Source organism: Pseudokineococcus lusitanus (assembly GCF_003751265.1).
Taxonomy (GTDB): Bacteria; Actinomycetota; Actinomycetes; order Actinomycetales; family Quadrisphaeraceae; genus Pseudokineococcus; species Pseudokineococcus lusitanus.
In genome coordinates this window covers 35,125-58,000 of record NZ_RJKN01000008.1, presented here as the reverse complement: position 1 = coordinate 58,000, position 22,876 = coordinate 35,125, and the positions used below count along the sequence as shown (strand labels likewise).

26 protein-coding genes are annotated in these 22,876 nt (G+C 74.7%); 12 read left to right on the top strand and 14 right to left on the bottom strand.

Annotated features, from left to right (window positions below; translation table 11 throughout):
* Position 1: 1 nt before the first annotated feature.
* Both rpmG and rpmB read right to left on the bottom strand, forming a co-directional pair.
* Positions 2–172 (bottom strand): 50S ribosomal protein L33, encoded by a 171-nt coding sequence (rpmG, locus tag EDC03_RS14515; protein ID WP_123380982.1) that lies wholly within the window; start codon positions 170–172, stop codon positions 2–4.
* A complete protein-coding gene (gene rpmB / locus EDC03_RS14510) occupies positions 172–408 on the bottom strand; it encodes a 50S ribosomal protein L28 (RefSeq protein WP_123380981.1) in 237 nt (78 codons plus the stop codon). Before rpmB ends, rpmG begins: the two co-directional genes overlap by 1 nt.
* Positions 409–505: 97 nt before the next feature.
* On the opposite strand from rpmB, the gene EDC03_RS14505 reads away from it, so the two are divergent.
* The gene (locus EDC03_RS14505) at positions 506–763 is read left to right on the top strand and encodes a type B 50S ribosomal protein L31 (RefSeq protein WP_123380980.1); all 258 of its coding nucleotides are present in this window, start codon (positions 506–508) and stop codon (positions 761–763) included.
* The gene (locus tag EDC03_RS14500; RefSeq protein ID WP_158674321.1) at positions 760–1,938 is read left to right on the top strand and encodes a GTP-binding protein; all 1,179 of its coding nucleotides are present in this window, start codon (positions 760–762) and stop codon (positions 1,936–1,938) included. The genes EDC03_RS14505 and EDC03_RS14500 overlap by 4 nt, the downstream gene beginning before the upstream one ends.
* A gap of 32 nt (positions 1,939–1,970) precedes the next feature.
* Here the strand turns inward: EDC03_RS14500 and EDC03_RS14495 are convergent, their stop codons facing one another.
* On the bottom strand, positions 1,971–2,540 hold the full coding sequence (locus tag EDC03_RS14495) for a VanZ family protein (RefSeq protein WP_123380978.1): 570 nt from the start codon (positions 2,538–2,540) through the stop codon (positions 1,971–1,973).
* 297 nt (positions 2,541–2,837) lie between these two features.
* On the opposite strand from EDC03_RS14495, the gene EDC03_RS14490 reads away from it, so the two are divergent.
* Positions 2,838–3,965 (top strand): oxidoreductase, encoded by a 1,128-nt coding sequence (locus tag EDC03_RS14490; RefSeq protein WP_123380977.1) that lies wholly within the window; start codon positions 2,838–2,840, stop codon positions 3,963–3,965.
* Positions 3,966–3,998: 33 nt separating this feature from the next.
* On the opposite strand, the gene EDC03_RS14485 is transcribed toward EDC03_RS14490, so the two are convergent.
* The 4 genes from EDC03_RS14485 to EDC03_RS14470 all read right to left on the bottom strand — a co-directional run bounded on the left by EDC03_RS14485 (position 3,999) and on the right by EDC03_RS14470 (position 8,795).
* Positions 3,999–4,418 (bottom strand): arsenate-mycothiol transferase ArsC, encoded by a 420-nt coding sequence (locus EDC03_RS14485; RefSeq protein WP_123380976.1) that lies wholly within the window; start codon positions 4,416–4,418, stop codon positions 3,999–4,001.
* Positions 4,415–5,566 (bottom strand): ACR3 family arsenite efflux transporter, encoded by a 1,152-nt coding sequence (gene arsB, locus EDC03_RS14480; protein ID WP_123380975.1) that lies wholly within the window; start codon positions 5,564–5,566, stop codon positions 4,415–4,417. Before arsB ends, EDC03_RS14485 begins: the two co-directional genes overlap by 4 nt.
* On the bottom strand, positions 5,563–5,898 hold the full coding sequence (locus EDC03_RS14475) for an ArsR/SmtB family transcription factor (RefSeq protein WP_123381082.1): 336 nt from the start codon (positions 5,896–5,898) through the stop codon (positions 5,563–5,565). The genes arsB and EDC03_RS14475 overlap by 4 nt, the downstream gene beginning before the upstream one ends.
* Before the next feature lie 113 nt (positions 5,899–6,011).
* Entirely contained in the window at positions 6,012–8,795 is a 2,784-nt protein-coding gene (locus EDC03_RS14470) for a sensor domain-containing protein (RefSeq protein WP_123380974.1), read from the bottom strand.
* 167 nt (positions 8,796–8,962) lie between these two features.
* On the opposite strand from EDC03_RS14470, the gene EDC03_RS14465 reads away from it, so the two are divergent.
* Complete coding sequence (locus tag EDC03_RS14465; protein ID WP_123380973.1) at positions 8,963–9,472, top strand: pyridoxamine 5'-phosphate oxidase family protein; 510 nt, start codon at positions 8,963–8,965, stop codon at positions 9,470–9,472.
* A 76-nt stretch (positions 9,473–9,548) separates the two neighbouring features.
* On the opposite strand, the gene EDC03_RS14460 is transcribed toward EDC03_RS14465, so the two are convergent.
* The gene (locus tag EDC03_RS14460; RefSeq protein WP_158674320.1) at positions 9,549–11,369 is read right to left on the bottom strand and encodes an alpha/beta hydrolase; all 1,821 of its coding nucleotides are present in this window, start codon (positions 11,367–11,369) and stop codon (positions 9,549–9,551) included.
* A 186-nt stretch (positions 11,370–11,555) separates the two neighbouring features.
* Positions 11,556–12,044 (bottom strand): hypothetical protein, encoded by a 489-nt coding sequence (locus EDC03_RS14455; protein WP_123380971.1) that lies wholly within the window; start codon positions 12,042–12,044, stop codon positions 11,556–11,558.
* Between the two features lie 162 nt (positions 12,045–12,206).
* Between EDC03_RS14455 and EDC03_RS14450 the strand changes: the two genes are divergently transcribed.
* The 4 genes from EDC03_RS14450 (at position 12,207) to EDC03_RS14435 (ending at position 14,485) form a co-directional block, all read left to right on the top strand.
* Positions 12,207–12,785 (top strand): dihydrofolate reductase family protein, encoded by a 579-nt coding sequence (locus tag EDC03_RS14450; protein ID WP_123380970.1) that lies wholly within the window; start codon positions 12,207–12,209, stop codon positions 12,783–12,785.
* A gap of 101 nt (positions 12,786–12,886) precedes the next feature.
* Positions 12,887–13,126: a ribbon-helix-helix domain-containing protein gene (locus EDC03_RS14445; protein WP_123380969.1), complete on the top strand. Its 240-nt coding sequence runs from the start codon at positions 12,887–12,889 to the stop codon at positions 13,124–13,126.
* A gap of 13 nt (positions 13,127–13,139) precedes the next feature.
* The gene (locus EDC03_RS14440; protein ID WP_123380968.1) at positions 13,140–13,445 is read left to right on the top strand and encodes a type II toxin-antitoxin system PemK/MazF family toxin; all 306 of its coding nucleotides are present in this window, start codon (positions 13,140–13,142) and stop codon (positions 13,443–13,445) included.
* Between the two features lie 188 nt (positions 13,446–13,633).
* A complete protein-coding gene (locus EDC03_RS14435) occupies positions 13,634–14,485 on the top strand; it encodes a DUF4304 domain-containing protein (protein WP_123380967.1) in 852 nt (283 codons plus the stop codon).
* Between the two features lie 56 nt (positions 14,486–14,541).
* Here EDC03_RS14435 and EDC03_RS14430 read toward each other — a convergent pair whose 3' ends face one another.
* Together EDC03_RS14430 and EDC03_RS14425 are read right to left on the bottom strand one after the other, a co-directional pair.
* Positions 14,542–14,793 carry a hypothetical protein gene (locus EDC03_RS14430; protein ID WP_123380966.1) on the bottom strand — a complete coding sequence of 84 codons (252 nt, stop codon included), beginning with the start codon at positions 14,791–14,793 and terminating at the stop codon, positions 14,542–14,544.
* A gap of 419 nt (positions 14,794–15,212) precedes the next feature.
* A complete protein-coding gene (locus EDC03_RS14425; RefSeq protein WP_123380965.1) occupies positions 15,213–15,437 on the bottom strand; it encodes a hypothetical protein in 225 nt (74 codons plus the stop codon).
* Positions 15,438–15,607: 170 nt separating this feature from the next.
* Between EDC03_RS14425 and EDC03_RS14420 the strand changes: the two genes are divergently transcribed.
* A complete protein-coding gene (locus tag EDC03_RS14420; RefSeq protein WP_123380964.1) occupies positions 15,608–16,078 on the top strand; it encodes a hypothetical protein in 471 nt (156 codons plus the stop codon).
* Between the two features lie 120 nt (positions 16,079–16,198).
* On the top strand, positions 16,199–16,411 hold the full coding sequence (locus EDC03_RS14415; RefSeq protein WP_123380963.1) for a hypothetical protein: 213 nt from the start codon (positions 16,199–16,201) through the stop codon (positions 16,409–16,411).
* Between the two features lie 1,027 nt (positions 16,412–17,438).
* On the opposite strand, the gene EDC03_RS14405 is transcribed toward EDC03_RS14415, so the two are convergent.
* Together EDC03_RS14405 and EDC03_RS17935 are read right to left on the bottom strand one after the other, a co-directional pair.
* Entirely contained in the window at positions 17,439–18,665 is a 1,227-nt protein-coding gene (locus EDC03_RS14405; protein ID WP_148058101.1) for a hypothetical protein, read from the bottom strand.
* A 368-nt stretch (positions 18,666–19,033) separates the two neighbouring features.
* The gene (locus tag EDC03_RS17935) at positions 19,034–19,621 is read right to left on the bottom strand and encodes a hypothetical protein (protein ID WP_199720282.1); all 588 of its coding nucleotides are present in this window, start codon (positions 19,619–19,621) and stop codon (positions 19,034–19,036) included.
* Between the two features lie 170 nt (positions 19,622–19,791).
* Between EDC03_RS17935 and EDC03_RS14395 the strand changes: the two genes are divergently transcribed.
* Positions 19,792–20,718: a PfkB family carbohydrate kinase gene (locus tag EDC03_RS14395; RefSeq protein WP_123380960.1), complete on the top strand. Its 927-nt coding sequence runs from the start codon at positions 19,792–19,794 to the stop codon at positions 20,716–20,718.
* Positions 20,719–20,837: 119 nt separating this feature from the next.
* On the top strand, positions 20,838–22,304 hold the full coding sequence (locus tag EDC03_RS14390; protein WP_123380959.1) for a DHA2 family efflux MFS transporter permease subunit: 1,467 nt from the start codon (positions 20,838–20,840) through the stop codon (positions 22,302–22,304).
* Positions 22,305–22,338: 34 nt separating this feature from the next.
* On the opposite strand, the gene EDC03_RS14385 is transcribed toward EDC03_RS14390, so the two are convergent.
* Positions 22,339–22,839, bottom strand: a complete 501-nt coding sequence (locus tag EDC03_RS14385) for a DinB family protein (RefSeq protein ID WP_123380958.1) — start codon at positions 22,837–22,839, stop codon at positions 22,339–22,341.
* Positions 22,840–22,876 lie beyond the last annotated feature (37 nt).

Genomic DNA, 22,876 nt, shown 5'->3' with positions numbered 1-22,876 from the left:
CTCAGCGCTCCTCGCGGAAGTCGACGTGCCGGCGGACGACCGGGTCGTACTTCCTCAGCACGAGCCGGTCCGGGTCGTTGCGACGGTTCTTGCGCGTCACGTACGTGAAGCCGGTCCCCGCTGTCGAGCGGAGCTTGATGATCGGGCGGACGTCGGCGCTCCTCGCGGCCATCAGACCTTCTCCCCCCGGGCGAGCAGCTCCGCGACGACGACGTCGATGCCCCGCCGGTCGATGACCTTGATGCCGGTCGTGCTGACCTGCAGCCGGACCTTCCGGCGGAGGCTCGGCACCCAGTAGGTGCGGCGCTGGACGTTCGGCCTCCACGTGCGCGAGGTGCGCCGGTGGGAGTGCGAGATGGCGTTGCCGAAGCTCGGCACGGCCCCGGTCACCTGGCAGCGGGCGGGCATGGCTGGGTCCTCTCGATCCGGCGGACGGCGTGGTAACGCCGCGACGGGGAGGACGCTACCGTAAACGGGAACCGTTCTCATCGATTGAGGAGCCGCCATGAAGCCCGGCACGCACCCGCCCTACGGACCCGTCGTCTTCCGCGACCGCTCGGCGGGGGTCTCCTTCCTCTCGCGCTCGACGCTGGCCGGCCGCGCGGGCGGCGCCGTCGTCGAGTGGGAGGACGGCCGGACGTACCCCGTCGTCGACGTCGACGTCTCCGCGGCCAGCCACCCGTTCTGGACGGGCAACGCCCGCGTGCTGGACGCCGAGGGCCGCGTGGAGAAGTTCCGCCGCCGCTACGGCCGGCGGCCGTGAGCCGGCTCGTGCGGCGCGGACGCCGCACCACCCCGGTGACGGTCGTCGTCTCCGCCGACGGCGTCCTGCGCGACGCCGCCGTCGGCGGGCTCCTCTGCGACGAGCCGGGGGTCGTCGTCGTGCGGCACGACCTCGGACCGCACCGCGAGGACGGCCTGCGGCGGGTGGTCGTCGACGCGACCGGCGTCGTCGAGGACGTCACGGTCGCCCTCGAGCACTCCTGCCTCTCGTGCGCGCTGCGCGAGGACGCGCTGCCCGCCGTCGTCGCCGCCGCGCGGGACGGCCGGTGGCGCCGCGTCGTCCTCGTGCTGCCCGTGACGGCGGAGCCCGTGCCGGCCGTCATGGCGCTGGCGAACGGCGAGGTGGCGGGACGGGCCGTCGCCGAGGTGGTGCACCTGGACGGCGTCGTGGCCGTGGCCGCGGCCGGCGCCGTCGTGCCCGACCTCTTCGGCGACGACCTGCTGCTCGAGCGCGGGCTGGGCCTCGACGAGGTCGACGAGCGGTCCGTCGGCGAGGTCGTGGCCCGGCAGCTCGAGGAGGCGGACGTCGTCCTCCTCGACGGCCCGCCCTCCCCCGCGGCGGGGGCGGCCCTGCGCCACCTGGCCGGCGCCCGGGCGGAGGTGCTGCGGCTGCACGAGGCGACCGGCGCCGAGGTGCTCGCGCCGCGGCGGCCCGCGGCCGTGCGGGGCGCGCGCAGCGACCTCCGCCGGCTGCGGCACCCGGGCGTCCCCGACGAGCACGGGGTGTGGACGCTGCTGCTCGAGTCGAGCCGGCCCCTGCACCCGGGCCGTCTCGTCGACCGGGCCGCCGAGCTGGGCGGCAGCCCGCTGCGGGCGCGCGGCACCTTCTGGGTGCCCACCCGGCCGGGCACGGCTTGCGCCTGGGACGGCGCGGGCGGCCAGCTGAGCATCGGCCCGCTCGCCGGGCCCGGGCTGCCGGCCGCCGGCGGCCCGCCCGTCACGCGGCTGCTCGTCACCGGGCGCACGGGACACCCGGAGGAGGAGGACCCGGACGGGGCCGCGCCGGAGCAGGTGCGCCGGGTCTTCGAGGAGGTGCTGGCGACGCCGGCCGAGCTCGCGGCCGGGTGGCCGGCGGGCGACGACGGGCTCTCGCCGTGGCTCGGGGCGCCGGACGTCGTCGGGCGCGAGGGCAGGGGCCGCGCTGGGGCGGCCTGAGCCGGCGCGGGCCCGGCTCCTCGTCCCGGCGGTCACCCCGGCGACGTCACCGGCGACCGGCCGTGGGCCACGGGCGCAGGGGCCGGGCCCCGGGGACCGTCGCCGGGCGCCCGACGCCGCCGGGACGGCACCGTCACGGCCGCGGCCACCACCACGGCGGCAGCGGCCCCGGCGGTGTTGAGGAGCGCGTCCACCGGGGAGACGACCCGGCCGGCGGCCGTCACGAGCTGCAGCACCTCCACCGCGACGGCGACCCCGGCCGCCGACGCCACGAGCGCCGGCACGTGGGCCGGGCCGGGCCGCAGCCGCGACGCCGCCAGGGCCGCGGGCACGAGGAGGAGCAGGTTGCCCAGCAGCTGCACGAGCGTGCCGGGGCGGCCCAGGCCCGCCGCGTACCAGCGCAGCTCCTCGACGGGCGGGGCCCAGGTCCACCCCGCCCCCGTCGGGGAGAGCGTCAGCACCGCCGTCGCCGCCAGCGCGGCGACGAGCGCGGACGTCGCCGCCCGCCGACGTCCCGACGACGCAGGGGCGCTCGTGCCGGCGGCCGGGCCACCGCCGGTCGAGGGGCCCGGGGGTACCGCGGTCCCGGTCGGGTCGGTCATCGGGTCCTCCGGGGCGGGGGGTCGTGCGGCGGGTGGACGCCCCGACCATCGGCCGCCCCGAGGACGCCGACAAGGGACCTGCGGGACCGCGGACCGCCGGGCCCCCTGTGCGCCGGCGGCTCCCGCCGCCCGGGACGGGTGCGCACGGGTCTGCAGGGGGCGGCCCGCGGCGGGCACGGCTCCCCGAGCCGCTGACCGACGGGCCCTGGCTCCGGTGCTGCGCGGCGCGGACGGTGGGGCCTCGCCGTCGCGTCGTCGACGTGGACGGCCCCACCACGACGACCCCGGAGGTCCGCCATGCCCCGCCGCCCGTCCGACGTCCCGCCGTCCGCCACGACCGGCACCGCGGCGGAGCACCGCGGCGACGAGGGCGGGGCGAGCTCCCGGCCGGTGTCGCGGCGGTCCGTCCTCCGGCTGCCGGTGGTGGCGCTGGCCGCCGGTGGCGCCGGGTACGGCGGGGCCCGGCTGACCTCCCCCGGGGCGGAGATCCCGGACTGGACCGCGGCGGACGTCCCTCGGCAGGACGGCCGCCGCGCCGTGGTGACGGGCGCGAACGGCTACCCCGCGGACGGCCGCAGCGGCCTCGGCTACCACCAGGCCCTCCTGCTGGCCGGGGCGGGCGCCGACGTGACCATCGCCTCGCGCGACGCCGAGCGGGGCGCGGAGGCCGTGCGACGCATCCGGCGGGCCGCGCCGGGCGCGGCGGTCACCTTCGAGACGCTCGACCTCGCCGACCTCGGCTCGGTCCGCTCCTTCGCCGCCCGCCTCGGCGACACCGGGGACCGGCTCGACCTCCTCGTCAACAACGCCGGCGTCATGGCCCGGGTCGACCGGGAGGTCAGCGTCGACGGCTTCGAGCGCACCTTCGCGACCAACGCCCTCGGCCCCTACGCCCTGGCCGGTCGGCTGCTCCCCCTGCTGCGGAACGGCACGGCGCCGCGCGTGGTGTGGATGGCGAGCCTGCGCGGCCACACCGGGGCGATCGACTTCGACGACCTGCAGCAGGAGGACCCCTACGGCTACGAGCGCTCCTACGACGACACGAAGCTGGCGAACCTGCTGATGGCGTTCGAGGCGCAGCGCCGCAGCACGGCCGGGGGGTGGGGCGTCACGAGCATCGCGGCGCACCCGGGGACCGCGCGCACCAACATCGTCCTCGACGGGCCCGGCCCCGACACCACCGAGGGCCGTCGCTTCAGGTTCGTCCGGCCGATGTGGCAGGACCCGGCCGTGGGCGCGCTCCCCGTCGTCTACGCCGCCACCTCGCCGCAGGCGACGGGCGGCGGCTACTACGGGCCCAAGGGCTTCCAGCAGCTGCGGGGGCTTCCGGGGTACACCGTCGTCCCGGACAACGCGCGCGACCCCGAGCTGGCGTCGCGCTACTGGGACACGCTGGCGGAGCTGAGCGGGGTGGCCTGGGCCTGACCTCCCGGGGCGGCGGCCCGACGGGTCGACCCCTCAGCGCGTGAGGCGGTGGTGGAGCTCGTCGACGCGGGCGGCGATGTCGTCGCGGACCAGCCGCATGCGCTCGAGGCCCTCGACACCGCGGGCCGACGGCTCGTCGGTCCGCCAGACCTCGACGGGCGTGCCGTCGACGGGGTCGACGTGGGCCTCGTCGCCGAGGACGACGACGAGGTCCGCCGCCGCGACGAGGTCGTCGGTGAGCTGTCGGGGCCGCTGGTCGCTGATGTCGACACCGACCTCGGCCAGCGACTCCGCGGACTGCGCGTTGAGCGCGGTGCCGGCCCTGGTGCCGGCGGAGGAGACGGTGACGGGGGCGTCGGGGCGGGCGGCGACGGCGCGGCGCATCAGGCCGGCGGCCATCTGGGACTTGCCGCCGTTCTTGACGCAGACGAAGAGCACGTGCGGAGCGGTCACCGGGGGTCCTCCGGGTCAGTCGGGCCGTCAGGGCGGTCGAGGGCCGGGTCAGCGGCGGGGGGCGGGAGCCGGCGGTGGGGGTCGGAGCGGCGCCGCAGCGCGAGGCTGACGTAGACCAGGCCGACGAGGACGGGGACCTCGACGAGGGGGCCGACGACGCCGGCGAGGGCCTGGCCGGAGGTCGCGCCGAAGGTGGCGATGGCCACGGCGATCGCCAGCTCGAAGTTGTTGCCGGCCGCGGTGAACGCGAGCGTGGTGGTGCGCCCGTAGCCCAGCCCGAGGGCGGCGCCGGTGACGTACCCGCCGCCCCACATCAGCGCGAAGTACACGAGCAGCGGCAGCGCGATCCGCGCGACGTCCAGCGGTGCGGACAGCACCTGGTCGCCCTGCAGGGCGAAGAGCACGACGATCGTGAAGAGCAGCCCGTACAGGGCGAAGGGCCCGACGCGGGGCAGGAAGCGGCTCTCGTACCAGTCGCGGCCCTTGACCCGCTCACCGAGCACGCGGGAGGCGAGCCCGGCCAGCAGGGGGATGCCGAGGAAGATCAGCACCGACCGGGCGATGTCCCACGGCGAGGCGTCGATGCCGCTCTGCGGCAGGCCGAGCCAGCCGGGCAGCACCTGCAGGTAGAACCAGCCGAGCGCGGCGAAGGCGACCACCTGGAAGAGCGAGTTGAGCGCCACGAGCACGGCGGCGGCCTCGCGGTCACCGCAGGCCAGGTCGTTCCAGATGACGACCATGGCGATGCAGCGGGCCAGGCCCACGACGACCAGGCCCGTGCGGTACTCGGGCTGGTCGGGCAGGAAGACCCAGGCGAGGACGAACATCAACGCCGGGCCCAGGACCCAGTTCAGCACCAGCGACGCGACGAGCAGGCGCGTGTCACCGGTGACGGCCGCGACCCGGTCGTAGCGGACCTTCGCCAGGACCGGGTACATCATCACCAGCAGCCCGACCGCGATGGGCAGGCTGACCCCGTCGACCTGCACGGCCTCCAGCGCCCCGCCCAGGCCCGGCGCGAGCCGGCCGAGCCCCAGGCCGGCGACCATCGCCACGCCGATCCACACCGGCAGCCACCGGTCCAGCGTCGACAGCCTGCCGACGACGGCGCCCGCGGGCGCCGACGGGTCGGTGACCGGGACCGTCACGTGCGCACCGTCCCCACCGGGTGGTCGTCGGCGGACGACGTCGCGGCGTCGTCGACAGGGGTCAGTGCTGCTGCCATCTGCGCCAGCGCCGCCGGCACGACCCGGTACCAGACCCACGACCCGCGCCGCTCGCACGTCAGCAGCCCGGCCCCGCGCAGCACCTTGAGGTGGTGGGAGACCGTCGGCTGGGACAGGTCGAAGGCCTGCAGCAGGTCGCACACGCAGGCCTCCCCGCCCGGGGAGGAGGCCACGATGCTCACGAGGCGCAGACGCACCGGGTCACCCAGGGCCTTGAACATCGCGGCGAGACCGGCGGCGAGGTCGACGTCCATCGGGGCGCCCCCCGGCGGCGGGCAGCACGCCCCGTCGACGGTCGCTCCCGCGACCGGCTCGGCCGGCCCCTCCGTCGGCTCGCACATCGACATGTGTCGATATTGACAGGCACCTATAAGGAGCGCAAAGAGGGGTCCCCGGGACCGAGACCGCGGGGCCGGTCCGACGACGACGGGGGCGCGCCCGCCACGTCGGCCCGGCGCGGGCCCGGCAGCAGCGGGGCGACGCCGCTGCGCGTGCCGTCGACGACCCGCCCGCCGCCGGAGCGCTTGGCCTCGTACATCGCCGCGTCCGCGCCGCCGAGCAGCTCCTCGGCGTCGACGCCGCCGTGGGTCCGGCGCAGGCCGATGCTCGCGCCGACCGCCGTCGTCGCGCCGTCCGGGAGCCGGACGGGACGGCGGACCTCCGCGAGCAGCAGGCCGGCGAGGACCTGCAGCTGCGCGGCCCCGGCGGAGGGCACGACGACGGCGAACTCGTCGCCGCCCAGCCGCGCCGCGGTGCCCTGCCCGGCGACGACGTGCTCCAGCCGGGCGGCGACCTGGCGCAGCACCTCGTCGCCCGCCGCGTGGCCGTGGCCGTCGTTGACCGCCTTAAAGCCGTCGAGGTCGACGAAGAGCAGGCCGGCCGCACCCTCGCCGCGGCCGGCCGCCGCCACCGCCTCCTCGAGGCGCTCGCGCAGGAGGGCCCGGTTGGCCAGGCCCGTCAGCCCGTCGTGGGTGGCGAGGTGCGAGAGGCGCTCCTCGGCGGCGCGGCGCTCGGTGACGTCCTCGACGAGCAGGAGCAGGTACGGCGCGCCCGCACCGGGCCGGACGACGGACGCCGTGAGGGCGCCCCACCGCACCGTCCCGTCGGCCTGCACGAGCCGCTGCTCGAAGCGGGCCTCGGCCGCGCGGCCGGCGAGGACGGCGCGGAGGCGGCCGCGGGCGGTACCGCGCTCGCCGGGGTGCACGTGCTGCATGACCGTGCGACCGACGAGCGCGTCCGCCGGGACGCCGACGAGGAGGGCGCCCGCGTCGTTGGCGCGCAGCACCCGCCCGAGGTCGGCGCCGACGAGGCCGACCATGAGCATCGCCGTCGGGGCGGTGTCGAAGGCGAGGCGGAACAGCGCCTCGGAGTCCGCGAGGCGCTGCTCGGCGAGGACCCGCTCGGTGACGTCGGTGGCGACGCCGATGTAGCCGGTGATGCGACCGTCGGCGTCGCGGCGGGCCGTCATGGTGAGCATGACCTGCAGGCGACGTCCGTCGGCGCGCACGTACGTCCACTGCCGGGTCTCGTGGCGGTCCTGCCGCGGGACGACGACGAAGACCTCCAGCCCCGGCGCGATGCCGAGCTCGGCGGCGCGGGCGACGACCTCGCGGCCGTCGTGGAAGAGGTCGGCGCCCCGGCCGAGGACGTCGGCGGCGCGATAGCCGAGCATCTGCTCCGCGCCGACGTTGAAGACGGTGACGAGGCCGCGGTCGTCGGTGCCGATGATCGCCTGCTCCGTGGCGGCGTCGAGGACGCCGCGGTAGAGGTCGCGGGCCTGGGCGAGGTCGACGGCGGCCGCCCGCACCGCGGTGACGTCGCCGTACGAGGCCACCACGCCGCCGGACCACGGCTCGGGACCGGGCGGGAGCGGGACGGCGCTCGTGCTCACCGTCCGCGGCGACGCGCCCTCCGGGCGCAGGACGACGTCGGACTCCCGCACCGACTCGCCGGCGAGGGCGCGGGTGATGGGCAGCTCGTCGAAGGGGTACGGCGTGCCGTCTGGGCGGGCGAGCCGGTTCTGCTCGGCCCAGGCGCGGCGTCCGCCTGTCGCGGGCCACGGCCCGACGAGGCGCTCGGCGGCCGCGTTGCGCAGCAGCGGCGTCCCGTCCGCGGCGAAGACGGAGAGCCCGCCGGTGGTCGAGCCGACGACCGCCTCGAGGAGCGCCGCCTGCCGGGCGGTCGCGGCGGTGGCCTCGGCGGCCCGCGCGAGCAGGACGTCCCGCTCGTCGCGGGCCAGCGACAGCAGCAGGGAGACGGTCGTGACGACGAGGACGAAGGCCTGGGCGGTGGGTGCCGCGGCCTGGGGCCCGAGCGCCGCGAAGGGCCCGGCGTCCAGGAGGGTGGCGGCGAGGACGGCCGCCGCGGCGACGGCGACGTGGAGCGTCGTCAGCGTCGTGCGGCGACGCAGGGCCAGCCAGGCGTGGAGCGGCAGGACGGCGAAGGCCAGCGGCAGCACGGGGAGCCACACGAGGACGACGCCGTAGCCCGCGACGAGCGCGAGCGTCATGAGCCGCTGCTCGACGGGGCCGGCCAGCCACGGCGGGCGCGCCCACGCGACCTCGCGGTCCAGCAGGCGCAGGCCTACGGCGCCCACGACGACCACACCCACGAGGTGACGGACGAACCACTGCCCCGCGACGACGGCGAAGGGCGGCGCGCCGGCAGGACCGGCGGGGTGGTCGAGGACGGCGGTGAGCCCGCCGACGAGGCTGCCGACCGCGCAGGCCAGGGCGGCGGCCCCGAGGAACCACCAGAGGTCCGTCGGGGTACGCAGGGAGAAGGAGGGCCCGTCCCCGCGGCGGCGGGCGTAGACGTGGGCGAGCACGGCGCCCTGCAGGACCGTGGCCGCCGAGACGCCCGTGGACAGGAAGATGCCCGCCCCGGTGACCTCCACGACGAGGAAGCTCGTGACCAGCGCGCCGAGGAGCGCGGGCGCCCAGGCCCGGGTGCCCACGGCGGCGAGGAGCCAGACGACCACGACGCCGGCCGCCGGCCACACGAGGGCGAGCTGGGCGCCGTCGGGGCGGCTCTCGCGGCCGACGAGCACGGCGAGGACGAGGAGGACGGCGAGCACGACGGCGCGACGCCGCTCCACGCCGGGGCCCGGGCGCAGCGCCGGCACGACGGCGCGCGCGGTCTCGGGGCTCACCCTCCCCGCATCGGCGGACGCCCCCCGCGCCTTGAGGGAAGTGCCCCCCGGTGGCGCGCACGGCCCACGGGCCGTGGACTGGGGTCCTCCGTGGACGACCCGCGGGGCGTCCACGGACCGGGCCGCACCCGGCCGTGGCGACCGCACCACCGCACGGGAGGACCCCCATGAGCCCTGCACCCGACACCCCCGGCACGCCCCGCGACGAGGGCGTGGCCAAGGTCGCCGAGATCATCAAGGACATCAAGACCTGCATGCTCACGACGACGGACGACGAGGGCACCCTCGTCAGCCGCCCGATGGCCGTGCAGCAGGTCGAGTTCGACGGCGACCTCTGGTTCGCCTCGGACGCCGGCAGCCGCAAGGTGCACCAGGTCCGCCACGGCGCCGGCGTCAACGTCTCCTTCGCCTCCGGCGACGCGTGGCTGTCGCTGGCCGGCGAGGCCGAGGTGGTCGAGGACCTCGAGAAGACGAAGGAGCTGTGGAACCCGGGCCTGTCCGCCTGGTTCCCCGACGGCCCCGAGTCGACCGGCCTCGTGCTGCTCAAGGTGCACGCCTCGTCGGCGGAGTACTGGGACACCCCCGGCGGGAAGGTGGCGACGCTGCTCTCCTACGTGAAGGCGCGCACCAAGGGCGAGCGCTACGACGGCGGCGAGAACGAGGTCGTCCAGCTCTGACGCCCCGGGCCTCCGGCCCGCACGTCCCGACGCCGCCCGTCCTGCTGCTGCAGGACGGGCGGCGTCGCGTCGTGCGTCAGCGGGTGGTCGCCCCGAGCAGGGCCGCGACGACGTCGTCCTTGGCCGCCTGGCCCGACGGCCCCGCGCTCCGGAGCGCGGACACGGGCTGCGGGTCGAAGGGCCGTCGGTCCGCGGCGCAGACGGTGCCCTCCGCGGGCAGCTGCTGGTCGACGAGGTAACGGGCGACGGCGTCGTCGACGCACCCGCTCGCGCCGAGGGCCGTGTGGCCCCAGCCCTCGAGGGTCAGCAGCCGCGCCCCGGGCAGCTGCTCGGAGACGGCGACCGCGTCCCAGTAGGGGGTCGCCGGGTCGTACCGGGTGCCGACGACGAGCACCGGCGCCGCCGTCTCCTCGTCCCACGGCCCGGTGTACCGGCTGTCGGCGCGCACGGGCCACGTGGCGCAGGCGAGCTCGCTCCACACCCACGCGCTGCCGAAGTACGGGCCCTGCGCATCGGCCGCGGCGGCCGAGGTGCGCCACGCCCGCTGGCGCCGGGGGTTGTCGCCGTCGGTGCACAGGACCCCGTCGGTGCCCTCGGAGATCTGCACCCGCTCCTCCGCGGGCTCGGGCTCGTCCGCCGCGGTCGCCAGGCGCTCGCCGGCGGCCGCGGCGCGCGCCGTCGTCGCGGCGTCGGGAGCCACGCCGTCCTCCCTCGCGTCGACGAGGACGAGCAGCGCCGCGACGAGGTCGGCGAGCGCCGGGTAGGAGCCCGCGTCGTAGAGGGCACCGAGCGACGTGCTGACGAGCTCGGCGTAGGTCCACCGCGTCTCGCCGCCCTCGGCGTCGACGACGACGAGAGGTTCGTCGAGCAGCGCGGCGGCCAGCCGGTCGTAGTCGCCGGACGGGTCGCCGCCCGCCGCCAGCGCGCAGGCCTCGGGCCCCGCGGCGGCGCACTCGGCGAGGAGGGCCTGCAGCGTCCCGTAGGCGCCCTCGCCGGTGCGCAGGCGGTGCGACGTCGTCTCCGTCAGCGCCTGGCGGCGGCTCTCGCCCGTGGTCCAGGCCACCGGCTCGATGACGGCGTCGAGCGCGAGGGCGCGGACCCGGTCGGGGAAGAGGTTGGCGTACACGTCGCCGAGGTGGGTGCCGTAGGAGTAGCCGGCGTAGGTCAGGGCCTCGTCGCCGACGGCCTGCCGCAGTAGGTCGAGGTCGCGCGCCACGTCGGCCGTCGACATGTGCTCGATGACCGGCTGCTCGTCCACCTGCCCAGCGCAGAAGTCGGTGTAGGTGCGGTACGCGGCGAAGTGCCGCAGCTGCTCCCGCGTGCCGACGGGGAAGGGCGGCAGGTCGAACAGGGTCTCCACCGCGGTGTCGAGGTCGGGGAAGCACGCGAGCGGCGTCGAGCGGGCGACGCCGCGGGGGTCGAAGCCGACGACGTCGAAGCGCTCGAGCACCTCCGCGGGGAAGGCGCCCTCGGCGCTGTCGACGAAGCCGACGCCCGAGCCGCCGGGGCCGCCGGGGTTGAGGAAGAGCGTCCCGATGCGCTTCGCGGGGTCGCCCGAGGCGGGCAGGCGCTTGACGGCCAGGTCGATCGTCGGGCCGGTCGGGTCGTCGTGGTCGAGCGGCACCGCGGCGACGGCGCAGTCGAAGGCGGCCGGGTCCACGCCGTCGCGGGTCCAGCCCTCGGGGCAGGCACCCCAGCCGAGCTCGGGGACGGCTGCCGCCGCAGGGGCGGGGGCAGCCGCACGGGCGGGACGCTCGACGGGCGCGGCACCGGCCGCGCCGGGGGCGACGACGACCGCGGCGAGGGCGAGCGCGAGGGCGACGGGCGGGCGGCGCCGTCGGGCCGCCGGGCGGGCGCCGGGGCGGACGTCAGGGGTGGGGATGACCGACGGGGGCACGGGGCTCCTCCGGGACGGGCCGCCCGGCGGACCGGGGCGGGGGCGGCCGGTCGCCGCGGGCACGGGTCTCGGGACCGGTGCGGCGAGGCTAGGGCGGAGGGCCGACGTCCGGGACAGGCCGGAGGAAAGGTGACCGATGCGACAGGTCGTCCGGCGACGCCGGCGGGCCGGGCCCCTCGACGTCCGTCAGTCCCACGAGATGGTGCAGACGTGGTGGCCCGGCGGGACCGGCGGGTGCGACAGGGCGTCGTCGGGCCACCCGCCGACCTCGACCGGGTCCGCGTCCAGGAGGTCCGCCACCGCGGAGAAGGACTCGGCGGGAGCGGAGGTGATGACGTGCACCGCCTCGGCGAAGGGCCACTCGTCCGGCTCGTACTCGTCGGCCTCCATCCCGACGAGCACGACGACGTCGAGGACGTCCGCTCGTGCCCGCAGGACCCGGAGGACCTCGAAGATGCGGGCGGGTCCCGGGTGGTCGCCCAGGTTGGGCGCGATGCTGCCGGCGTCGTCGTTGCCCTCGAAGAAGGTCTCCAAGGGCACCGCGACGGCCTCGGACGCCGGCGAGCCCCCTGCGTGGCGCAGCTGCTGCACCAGCAGCTGCGACCCCGTCAGCCGCGGCTGCTCCGGCTCGACGGCGCGTCGCGGTTCCGGGCGACGCCTGCGGAACAGGGCCATTCGCTCTCCTCGGGTGGTGGCCGCACGACCGACGCGGTCGGGTCTCGGTGGCTCCGGCGATGGTGCCGCACCGACCGCCGGGCGGGCAGAGGTCCGCCGAGGACGACCCGTCTGCTCGCGGGGCACCGATGAGGTCCCGGACGGGCACGAGTCCGTACCGGCATGACCGCCACCTACACCTGGGACGTGTTCTCCACGCTCGACGGCTTCGGGTCCTTCGTCGAGACGGCCGACTGGGGCGGCTACTGGGGGCAGCAGGGACCCGAGCTGCTCGAGCACCGCGCGGGGCAGCTCGACCCCCCGCCCCGCATGGTCTTCGGCGCCACGACCTTCCGCGAGGTCGCCGACATCCTCGTCTCCGGAGACGACCCCCTGACGCAGGACGAGTGGAACCAGCGCACCCTGCGCGCGCCGGCGACGGTGATCTCCTCCACCCTCACCGAGCCCCTGGGCTGGCCCGACGCCACGATCGTCGACGGTGACGCCGTCGACGTCGTCCGCCGGCTGAAGGACGAGTCCGACGTGCCGCTTCGCTCCCAGGCCAGCCTGTCGCTCAACCGGGCACTCATGGCCGCCGGGCTCGTCGACCGCTTCCAGCTGACGATCTTCCCGGTGATTTCCGGCCGCACGGGCACCAGCCGCATCTTCGACGGCGCCGAGGACTTCGACCTGCAGCTGCTCGAGAGCCGCACGCTGGACGGGCGCACCCACGAGCTGGTCTTCCGCCCGACTCGGCACTGAGCCCCTGCGGGTCGCCGTCCGAGCGCTCGACGGGGAGGGGACTGACCTCACCGCCATCTGCCTGCCTACCAAGTGGTTGACGCCGTGCGTACTCTTCCGCCATGTCGACGCAGATCGCGATCCGCCTCGAAGCACCCGAGCTCGCAGCCCTCGACGCCGAGGTCGCCGCAGGCCGCGCCGCCAACCGCTCCGAAGCCGTCCGACGCAGCATCGCCCGCCTCCAGCGCGAGCAGCGCTACCGCGCCGAGGAGACCCTGCTCCTCGACCTCGCCCGCCGCGGAGAGCCCCTCTACCCCGACCTGCACCCAGCACCAGAGGGCACCCACCCCGAGCTCGACTGAGCGTCCCCCGACCGTGCGCACCATCGCCGTCGTCCAGCTGGACAAGCGACGACCAGCCCTCGTCCTGACCCGCCAGTCCGAGCTCCACCTGCTGCGGTGGGTCACCGTCGCGCCCATCACCAGCACCATCCGCGGCATCACCAGCGAAGTCCCCGTCGGCCCCCGCAACGGGCTCGACCACGACAGCGTGGTCAGCTGCGACAACATCGTCACCGTCCCCGCGGACGCCGTCGAGCACTCCGTCGGGCTCTTCTTCGACGACCAGGAACCCGAGCTCGCCCGGGCCATCAGCGACGCCTTCGACCTCTTCATCGCCTGACCGAAGTCCCCGTCTCCGGCCCCGCACCACGTCCACCGAGCCGCCCGACCGTCCCGCTGACGATCCCCTTCCTGGCGTGGACTTCCGCGGCTTGCGCGGTAGGCAGATAGGTAGGTAGGGGGCGTGCGCGAATGAGTGATGCCGGTCTGAATCCTTGAAACCCCCGCTCGTCTGGCTAGCGTCGCGGCATGTCGCACGACCTCGCCGTCTACGTAGGCGCGCAGCCCGACGACGCAGCGCAGGCCATGGCGGCTTTCGCCCGCCTGGCGGAAGAGACCACTGAGGAGGCGACCCCACCCGCTCCGGCGATCCGCGCCTTCCTGGACGACCTCGCCCGGGTCCTGCCCGACGATCATGAGGCATGGGCCTCATCACCGCCCTCCGGCGAGGCCGACGGCGACACCCTCGTCCTGCCGCTCACCTACGGCGATGGCCTCGAGCTGACCATGGTCACAATCGTCGACCTAGCCCACCAGCACGGCCTCGTGTGCATCGACCTGTCTGCCGAGGACGTCTACCTGCCCATGGACGACGGCTCGGCCTACGCCGACCACCTCGACGCCCTCGAACCACCCGCCGACCCCGCCTTCGACGTCTACGCCCGCTTCATCCGCGACGTCATCTCTCCCGAGCTGCGCCGGCTCGGCTTCCAGGGGTCTTCCGGCAGGTACCGCCTCAAGGGCACCGACGACCACGTCCTCGTCGCCTTTCAGAAGGGCCACAACAACAGCGCCTGGGAGGTCACCTTCACGATCAATCTCACCTACATCAGCGCGGACGCCTGGGCCCAGGCATGCCGTGAGCACACCGAGCTGACCGAGCGACGACCGAACGGGACGGCGCGTGAGCCCGCCCGCGGTTGGTACGAGCGGATCGGGATGCTCGACGACCCTCCCGGAGACCGCTGGTGGGCCCTGCGCACGCAAGACGACGTCCCAGCGGTGGCCAAGGACGTGATCCGGCTTCTGCGCGACGAAGCGGTCCTCGAGCTCGGCCGACAGCTCACCGGCGAACCCACCGCCCGGCCCATGGAGTACTGACGCGGCCCGTACCGATTGACGATCGTCCAACGGCGCAGGCCAAGCGGCTCGTGTTCCTACTCCGCGGCCCGGTGTGCGTGTGTGATTTCTCGGCGGGCTCGCGCGTTCGCTATCCGCGCGGTGACCACCCACGTGATCATCAGCGCCAGCGTCACCACTGAGGCCCAAGTGGGCAGTCCGTCACCGCCAGTCAGGCGGGAGATCAGGCCGACGGCGTTGACGGTAATGGCGATCCAGAACGGGATGTAGGCGGGGTGCCGAGGAGACACCGCGAAGGGCCAGCTGTACGGGTCGACAGTGCGTGCCATCGCTCGACGGTAGGACAAGGTGGACACCACGCGTCCAGCGCGCCGTCGCAGCATCGACTGCCCCTCGGTGTGTGAGCAGGCGGGTCTTAAGGCAGCCTCAAGCGCGTGGGCATGATGAATATGCGACTGATCGAGCCACCACCGTGCTCGTGCGGGCACTCCAGGAACGACCATTGCCGTCAGTTCCTGCCATCACCTGCCTGGTGTCACGACGTAGGTCCATGCCGAGAGTGCGACGGCTGTCGCGGGTACCAGCGGCAACGGGGTCTATGGAATGGCCTCGTGGCTTTCATGCAGAAGTGAGCGGCGAGCGACCGCCAGCTGGCACACCTCGACGTCCATGGGTCCAGACTTCGGTCAGCGTCCCGCTGACGATCGTCGTCCGGTCAGCGCCGGGCCCGCGGCGTCGCACGCCTCAGTCAGCGAGGTGTCGGGCCCGCCATGTCGTAGCTCTCGCGGAGGAAGCGCGCGGTGAAGCGGTAGCCCTCCAGGTTAACGAGCGCCTTTCCCTCAACGACATGGCCGTGCTGTTGCGCCTGCTCGTGCTCGGCCTCGAGGTGGGCAGCGCACTGCTCGGCGTAGGCAATCAGCGACCCGATGACGCCCTGAGGCACCTGCGGGGCCGCAGGGAAGTAGTCGTCCACGGCCCATCGGTATCAGGTGACCACCCCGGTCGCTAGCGCCAACGTCCCCCGGCAAGGCGCACCGAATGACGATCGTCGTCCGGTCAGCGTCCCGCTGACGATCGTCGTCCGGTCACGTCACGAGGGCCGGAAGGGCGCCCGACGGTCCAGCGCATGGGGCAACCTGAGGCATGACCTCGTCCGCCACCACGCCCTGGCCGCGCGATCTGCCCTCGGTGCTACTGGTGGTGCTGGCGCTGACCGCGGGGGCTGTCGCGACCGTCATGGTGTGGGCCGGCGGCGGAGGCGCCGCCGGGGCCAGTGACACCCTGATCGGGATCCTCTTCCTCCTGTGGAACCTCACGCCCATCGCCGGCATGGCCGGCGTAGTGCTCTTCGCCAGGCGCCGACGACCGACAGCCGCGGCCGTGACGCTGGGCGTCCTAGGGCTGGCCGGTCTGGTCACGACCTTGCTCGTCGACTTCGTCCGTAGCGACTCCTCGACCGCGGCACTGCTCTTCATCTTCCAGCCGCTGTACCTCTGGCTGGTCGCCGGCCTCACCGCCGGGCTCGCCGCCGCCTCGCTGTGGCTGGTCGACCGTCGCCGGGCTCGATCACAGGCAAGCCGACGGGAGACCGTCGTACGAACAGGCGACGGCTGACCAGCGTCTGGTGGTTGCCGCCGGCAGCCCCAGCGGTGGACCTGGTCTCAGGAGGACGACCTGCGGGCATGCTGACCCACCGAGGTGCCGGTTGCTGCCTCGCCTGCTCGAGGAGGTCATGTGGCCGCGTTGAACGGTACGGAAATTGCGGTACTCGCTCTGTGGTTGGTCGGCGTCGTAGCCGCACTCTTCAGCTGGCCCCAGCTCACGTCGGCCCGTCACCGGATCGGCCTGCTCGTCGTCGCTGTCGCGTTACCCGTGGTGGGCAGCCTCGTGGCCGTGACGACCCTCGTTGCTCTCAACTGGCGCAGCGCTCACCACACCAACGCCTAGGTCACCGCAACCTGCGCGGTCCATGCCAGCCAGCGACCTGTGGCCGGTCAAGCTCCACTGACGATCGTCGTCCGGTCAGCGTCCCGCTGACGATCGTCGTCCGGTCAGCGTCCCGCTGACGATCGTCTGCTGGGACTTCGGGAAGTGGGGCCGTGCCCTCGGACGCGTGAACACCGATGACTGACCCAGCGGAGAGCCTGCTGGCCACCACACTGCTCTACGTGTCTAAGAAGCAACGCAATCCCCGCGGCCTCCAGCGCTTGGCCTTCATCCCCTTCGGTATCGCTTACGGGTGGCTGATCGGTGGCCTGCTGCAGGGAGAGACCTTCGTGTCCGCAGTTGTCGGCGCTGCCGTACCCACCGTCGTAGCCGCTCTTCTCGCGGCTGGCCTGTGGTGGACCTCCACCAGCCGGCACTCCCGATCATCGACAGGCGTCGATGAGCCTCGAGCCTGAGGCCGCACGTGCGAGGCGCGCAGGAAGGCCCGCACCCGCGCTTTCAGCAGGACGCTGACCGGACGAGGATCGTCAGCGGAATGGGCCGCTGGTAGCGCTGGCCCCCCAAGGGTGCGTCGTCCCTGAAGTCCGTCGCGGGACCGGTGAGGTACGGCAGGGTGCCGACCATGCTGCACAGCAAGGCGGGCCAAGTCCTGCACATCTTCGTTGCCCTCGGCGCGCTGGCTATCGCGATACTCGCCGCTGCAGAGGGCTCCGACGCCTTAGCCATCGGGTCGTCGGCGACCTTCATCAGTGCAGTCTTCAGCTTCCTAGCGCTTCGACGCCTGCGCCGAGAAGCCTCTGACCCTTCCTAGCAGTCGGCTGCGGGGAACTACCCACGGACCAGCGAAGGCTGACCGGCCAGCGATCGTCGTCCGGTTAGCGTCCCGCCGACGATGGTCGCGCGGAGCGTGCCGCTTGCCGGTCCTGGGCGAGGCGCCGCAGCGGACGGCCGCAAAGCCCCGTCACACACCTCGGGCGGCGGGATCTCGTCGTCCGCGCGACCCCAGATGCCCCAATAAATCAGCCGCCTACCACCATGCTGACGCCGCACCGCCGTCTTCACCAAACGACCTGAGAAGTAGCCTCCTCGCCGCCAGCGCGAGGATCGGCATTTCGCCATAGGCGTAGGGGAGCTGGCCGCTGGCGAATCCGTACATATGTGACGTGGCGCCGCCCTCGACTTCGAGACCGTACAGCCTTGCGTCATGGACGGCACGTGACCGTGCTGCATATGCCGCCTGAAGAGAATCGATGTCCCGCTGGTCGAGCACTAACGTGATCGCTTGCTTGAAGAGATCTGCCTTCAACAGATCCTGCGATTTCCGCACACCTATGAGAGCCGCCCCTACAGCTTCGATCGTCGCCACATAAGCAACACTCGCGAGAGTGGGGTGCCTACGCTCGACATACCGCCCCTCCATGTACATGGAAAGGCCATTACGTAGGCGGACTGCAGCGCGGACGCCCACCACCTTCGGCCATTCCCGATCGAGCCAGGCGGGCACCGACAACCGTTCGACAGATTCTCGCCAGTCGCCATCCGGCGTCCACGTCGTCGCCGAATTCCATGGAAGCACCTCCGGTACGTGCACCCTATGCCCATTCAGGGCGCTTGGCGCCTGGATGACGTCGATGGTGACACCCCAAGCGAGGGAGAGCATGCCGCACAAAGCCCGCAAGTCGGAGGCAACCATCCGAGGCGCTAAGTGCTCCGAGATTGCTTTCGTCGTCCCACTTACGATGACTGGCACGCACATGCTCTGCGACCAAGCACTCATCGAAGGCACATCCTGCATGATGGGACGCTCTTGTAGCACGTCGCTGGAGTAGATGCGCATCCCACCAACATGACCCTCGAGGCCGAGCGCCGGCATCGGTGTTCGATTGGAGTCCACCGCGCCAATAACCGCTACCCAATCATGGGTTGTCCCTCCCGAGCGAAACAAAGCGTCCGCGTGCGCGACGCTCTCGGCAACGCGCCGCCGCGTCTCCTCTGGCCAGTCACCCGAAGCGACAAGCACCGTCTCATTGGAAGCCAGCACATCGGAGAAGATGAGTACGGAGACCGCGCCGCCCTCGACTAGGAGGTCCAGCGTTCGGACGCCGCCCGAGTGCGAGGTTCCCCGAACCCGAACATCGCTAGGGGCATCGAAGTCCTCGCACGAGCGCGCAAGAGCGCCGAACCAAAGATCTCCCTCTTCGTCCCAAGAGAGTTCCAGCACGCCGACTATTCGTCGTTCCAGGTCCTCGGCCACGCTTCATCCTCGCGTACACCCGACCATGAGCGCAGCTTCCCCTAGAAGTTGCCGTACACGTACCGGGGGCAATAGAGACCGCTGCACGAGGCGGTGACTCCGGACCTGCGGAGTGCCTACGTCGTGACCGGTTGGGGACCCCCTTGCGGCGAGATCCCAGCTCAGGGGCTCCTCGAGTCGTCGGCTCGCCCGAAGAGTCCCAGCAGACCCGTCCGGGCACGAGTCCCGGTCAGGCACGCCATGCGGGACGCCGCTCCTGCGCGGCCGGCGCTGCCCCGCACGGACCGAAATGGCGAGACGTCCACCGGGGACCCCCATCGCGGCTCGGGTACAGGACGACATTCTGCTCTCCCTCGAGAGGCGCGTGGTCACCCCGCCTGCGGCGAGGTCGGGGGCGCCACGGCGGGCGAGGGGGTCGGCGTCTCCTCGCCGTCGTCCGCGGGTGCGGTGGCGGCCGGTGCGCTCGTCCGGGTGCCGTCCGGCGGCGCGTCGACGTACACCCGCCCGCCGTCGCCCAACAGCGGCCGTGCCGCGACCAGCAGGCCCACGGCGGCCACGACGAGGACGCCCGCGACGAGCCGGCCACGCAGGTGGGCCCAACGGACCCGGCCGAGGGCGAGGCCCGCCACCCCGAGCGAGCCGACCGCCAGGGCCGCCACGACGGCGGCGGTCCAAGGGCGTCCGGCCGTGACCTCGACGACCACCCACACCGCGGCGAGCACGAGCGCGGCCGGGCCGAGGACGGCGGCCGGCACGTCGCCACCGGACGGCACCGGCGACGCGGTCCCGTCGACCGCGGGAGGCTGGTGCGGCGGGAGAGGCACGTTCTCGTCGACCCACAGCGGCCACCCCGGCGGCGGCTCCGGCCACGAGGGGTCCGGCGTCCAGCCCGGGGGCGGGGTCCACCAGCCCGGCGGGTCCGGCCAGCCGGGCGGGGGGTTGAGGCGCTTCGCCACCGGACCTCCCGCGCGGTCGCGCCCGACCAGCGGCCCCTCGGCCGTGGTGCGCACCGCCGGCGCCGACGATGGCACGCCGCCGGCCCGCGCGGGGCGTCCCGTCGGTGGTCGGGACCGGTCGCGGGTCGCCCGGGACGCCGTCGTCGGGCCCGCCTGGTAGGTACTGCGGGATGAGCGCCGGTCGGGTCGTCGTCGTGGGCAGCGCCAACGTCGACCTCGTCGTGGCCGTGCCCCGCCACCCGCGCGGCGGCGAGACGCTGCTCGGCGGCGGGCTGCAGCGGCTGCCGGGCGGCAAGGGCGCCAACCAGGCCGTGGCCGCGGCCCGGGCCGGCGGGGCGCCGACGTCGTTCGTCGGGGCGGTCGGGCGCGACGACGACGGCACGCTGCTGCTCGACGCGCTGCGGGGCGACGGCGTCGACGTCACGGCGGTCGAGCGCACCGCCTCGCCCACGGGCACCGCCCTCGTCATGGTCGACGGCGACGGCGAGAACGCCATCGTCGTCGCGCCGGGCGCCAACGCGGACGTCGGCCCGGGCGTCGGGGTCGCGGTGGTCGCGGCGGAGCCGGCCGTCGTGCTCGCGCAGCTCGAGGTGCCCGTGGACGCCGTCGTCGCCGCCTTCCGCGCCCGCCCCGACGCCGCCCGGTCCGTGCTCAACGCCGCACCGTCGCGGGCGCTCCCGGCCGCGCTGCTCGCCGCGACCGACGTCCTCGTCGTCAACGAGCACGAGGCGCGGGACGTCCTGGCGGGCGAGCACGGGGACGAGGGGGGCGACGAGGGCCCGGCGGACCCGACGGACACCGCGCGGGCGCTGCTCGCGCTCGTGCCGGCGGTGGTGCTGACGCTCGGGGCGCGCGGCTGCGTCGTCGCCGTCCGCGACGGTGACCCCGTCGCGGTCGCGGCCCCGGTGGTCGAGGCCGTCGACACGACGGGCGCCGGCGACGTCCTCTGCGGCGTCCTCGCCGCGCGGCTGGCGGACGGGGACGCCCTCGTCGTCGCGGCCCGCACCGCCGTGGTGGCGGGCGCGCTCGCCGTCACCCGGGCCGGCGCGCAGCCGGCCGTGCCCACGGCGCGCGAGGTCGCCGCTGCCGCGCCCTGACCGGCCTCGACCGACGCCCGACCGGCCGGACGGCCGCTCACCGGCGTCGGTGCGCCGGGGCAACCGCGGTGCCGCATGCTGTCCCGGCCACCCCCGACCGACCTCGCGGAAGAGGACCCATGACGACTGCGCCGCAGCGCGCGTCCACCGGCGAGCGCCAGCGCCGCGCCGTCCCGTACTGGACCACCCTGGTCGTCGCGTCCGCGGCGCAGTTCATGGTCATCCTCGACGTGAGCATCGTGAACGTCGCGCTGCCGTCGATGCGCACGGACCTCGACCTGTCCACGGCCGGCCTGCAGTGGGTCGTCAACGCCTACTCGTTGGCCTTCGCCGGGCTGCTGCTCCTCGGCGGGCGGGCGGGCGACCTCTTCGGGCGCAAGCGGGTCTTCCTCGTCGGCGTCGTCGTCTTCTCGCTCGCCAGCCTCGTCGGCGGGCTCGCGCAGAGCGAGGCCTGGCTCGTCGCCGCCCGCGCCGCGCAGGGCGTCGGCGGTGCGGTGCTCGCGCCCGCGACCCTCAGCCTCCTCACGACGACGTACACCGACCCGGCGCACCGCGCGAAGGCCCTCGGCGTCTGGGGCGCCGTCGGCGGGGCCGGCGGCGCGATGGGCGGCCTCGTCGGCGGCCTCCTCACCCAGGGCTTCGGCTGGCGCGCGGTCCTCTTCGTCAACGTGCCGATCGGCGTGGCGCTCGTCGTCGCGGCGGCCTGGGCCCTCGTCGGCGGCCGCCCCGCCGTGACGCGGCTGCGCGAGCTCGACCTCCCGGGGAGCCTCGCCGTCACCCTCGGGCTGACGGCGCTCGTCTACGGCGTCGTGAGCAGCGAGACCCGCTCGTGGACCTCGCCCCTCGTCCTCGGTCCCGTGGCCCTCGGCGTGGCGCTCCTCGCGCTCTTCGTCGCCGTCGAGAAGCGCGCCGCGCGGCCGCTCGTGCCGCTCGCCGTCTTCCGCCGGCGCGCGCAGACGGCCGCGAACGGCGTCGCGCTGCTCGTCGGGATGGGCATGTTCTCGTTCTGGTTCTTCATGTCCCTCGTGCTGCAGCGCGTCAACGGGTACGACGCCCTCCAGGCGGGCCTGGCCTTCCTTCCGGCGAGCGCCACGCTCGTCGTGACGTCGACGCTCGCGTCGCGCCTCGTGGCCCGGCACGGGCCGCGGACGCTCCTCGTCGTCGGGCCCCTCGTCTCGGCGGCCGGGCTGGCGTGGCTGTCGACGGCCGACCCCGGCGGCTCGTACGCGAGCCAGCTGCTCGCGCCGACGATGCTCGCCGCGGGCGGCATCGGCCTCGTCATGGTGCCGCTGGCGAGCGCCGCGACGGCGGGCGTCCCGCCCCACGAGGCCGGTCTCGCCTCGGGCCTGCTCAACACCTCCCGCCAGGTCGGCGGGGCCGTGGGCATCGCCGTCCTGTCGACGGTGGCGGCCGCGGTGACGGCCGACCGGCTCGGCACGACGTCGGCCGACGCGGCGGCGGCCGCGGGCGCCGCCGGCGTCGAGGCGCTGGCCGCCGGGTACGACCGCGGCATGCTCGTCGGGGCCGTCGTCGTCGCGTGCGCGGCGCTCGTCGCCCTGCTCGTGCCGCGGGGCCAGAAGGCCTGAGGCGACCGCAGGCCGGGGTGGGCGCCCGCGGCCGTCAGCTCCCGAGCTGCGCCGCGGTCGCCCCGTCGAGCTGCTCGCGCAGGAGGTCGGCGTGCCCGCAGTGCCGGGCGTTCTCCTCGAGCAGGTGGAGGAGCACCCAGCGCACCGACCAGTGGCCGACCCCGGGCATGGGACACGGCGCGCCGAGGTCCTCGACCGCCGCGACGACCCGCTCGGTCTCCTCGCCCACCGCGTCGAGGAGCGCGCCGAGGGAGGCGACGTCGTCGCCCTCCTCCAGCGTCCACTCGGCCCGCGGGTCCTCGACGGGCCAGAGCCCCTCGGGCCGGCCGCCCACCGCGGCGACGACCCAGCGCCGCTCGTCGAGGGCCACGTGCTTGACGAGCGCCCCGAGCTGCATCGCGCTGCCCGTCGGCCGGGCACGCAGCTGCGCGGCGTCGAGGCCGGCGATCGTGGCCCGCAGGCTCGCGCACTGGCCTGCGAGGAAGGCCAGGAGCTGGCCCCGCTCGTCGGGACGGGGGTCGACGAAGACCGGCACGGACCCATGGTGGCGGCGTGCGGGGCGGCGGGGAAGA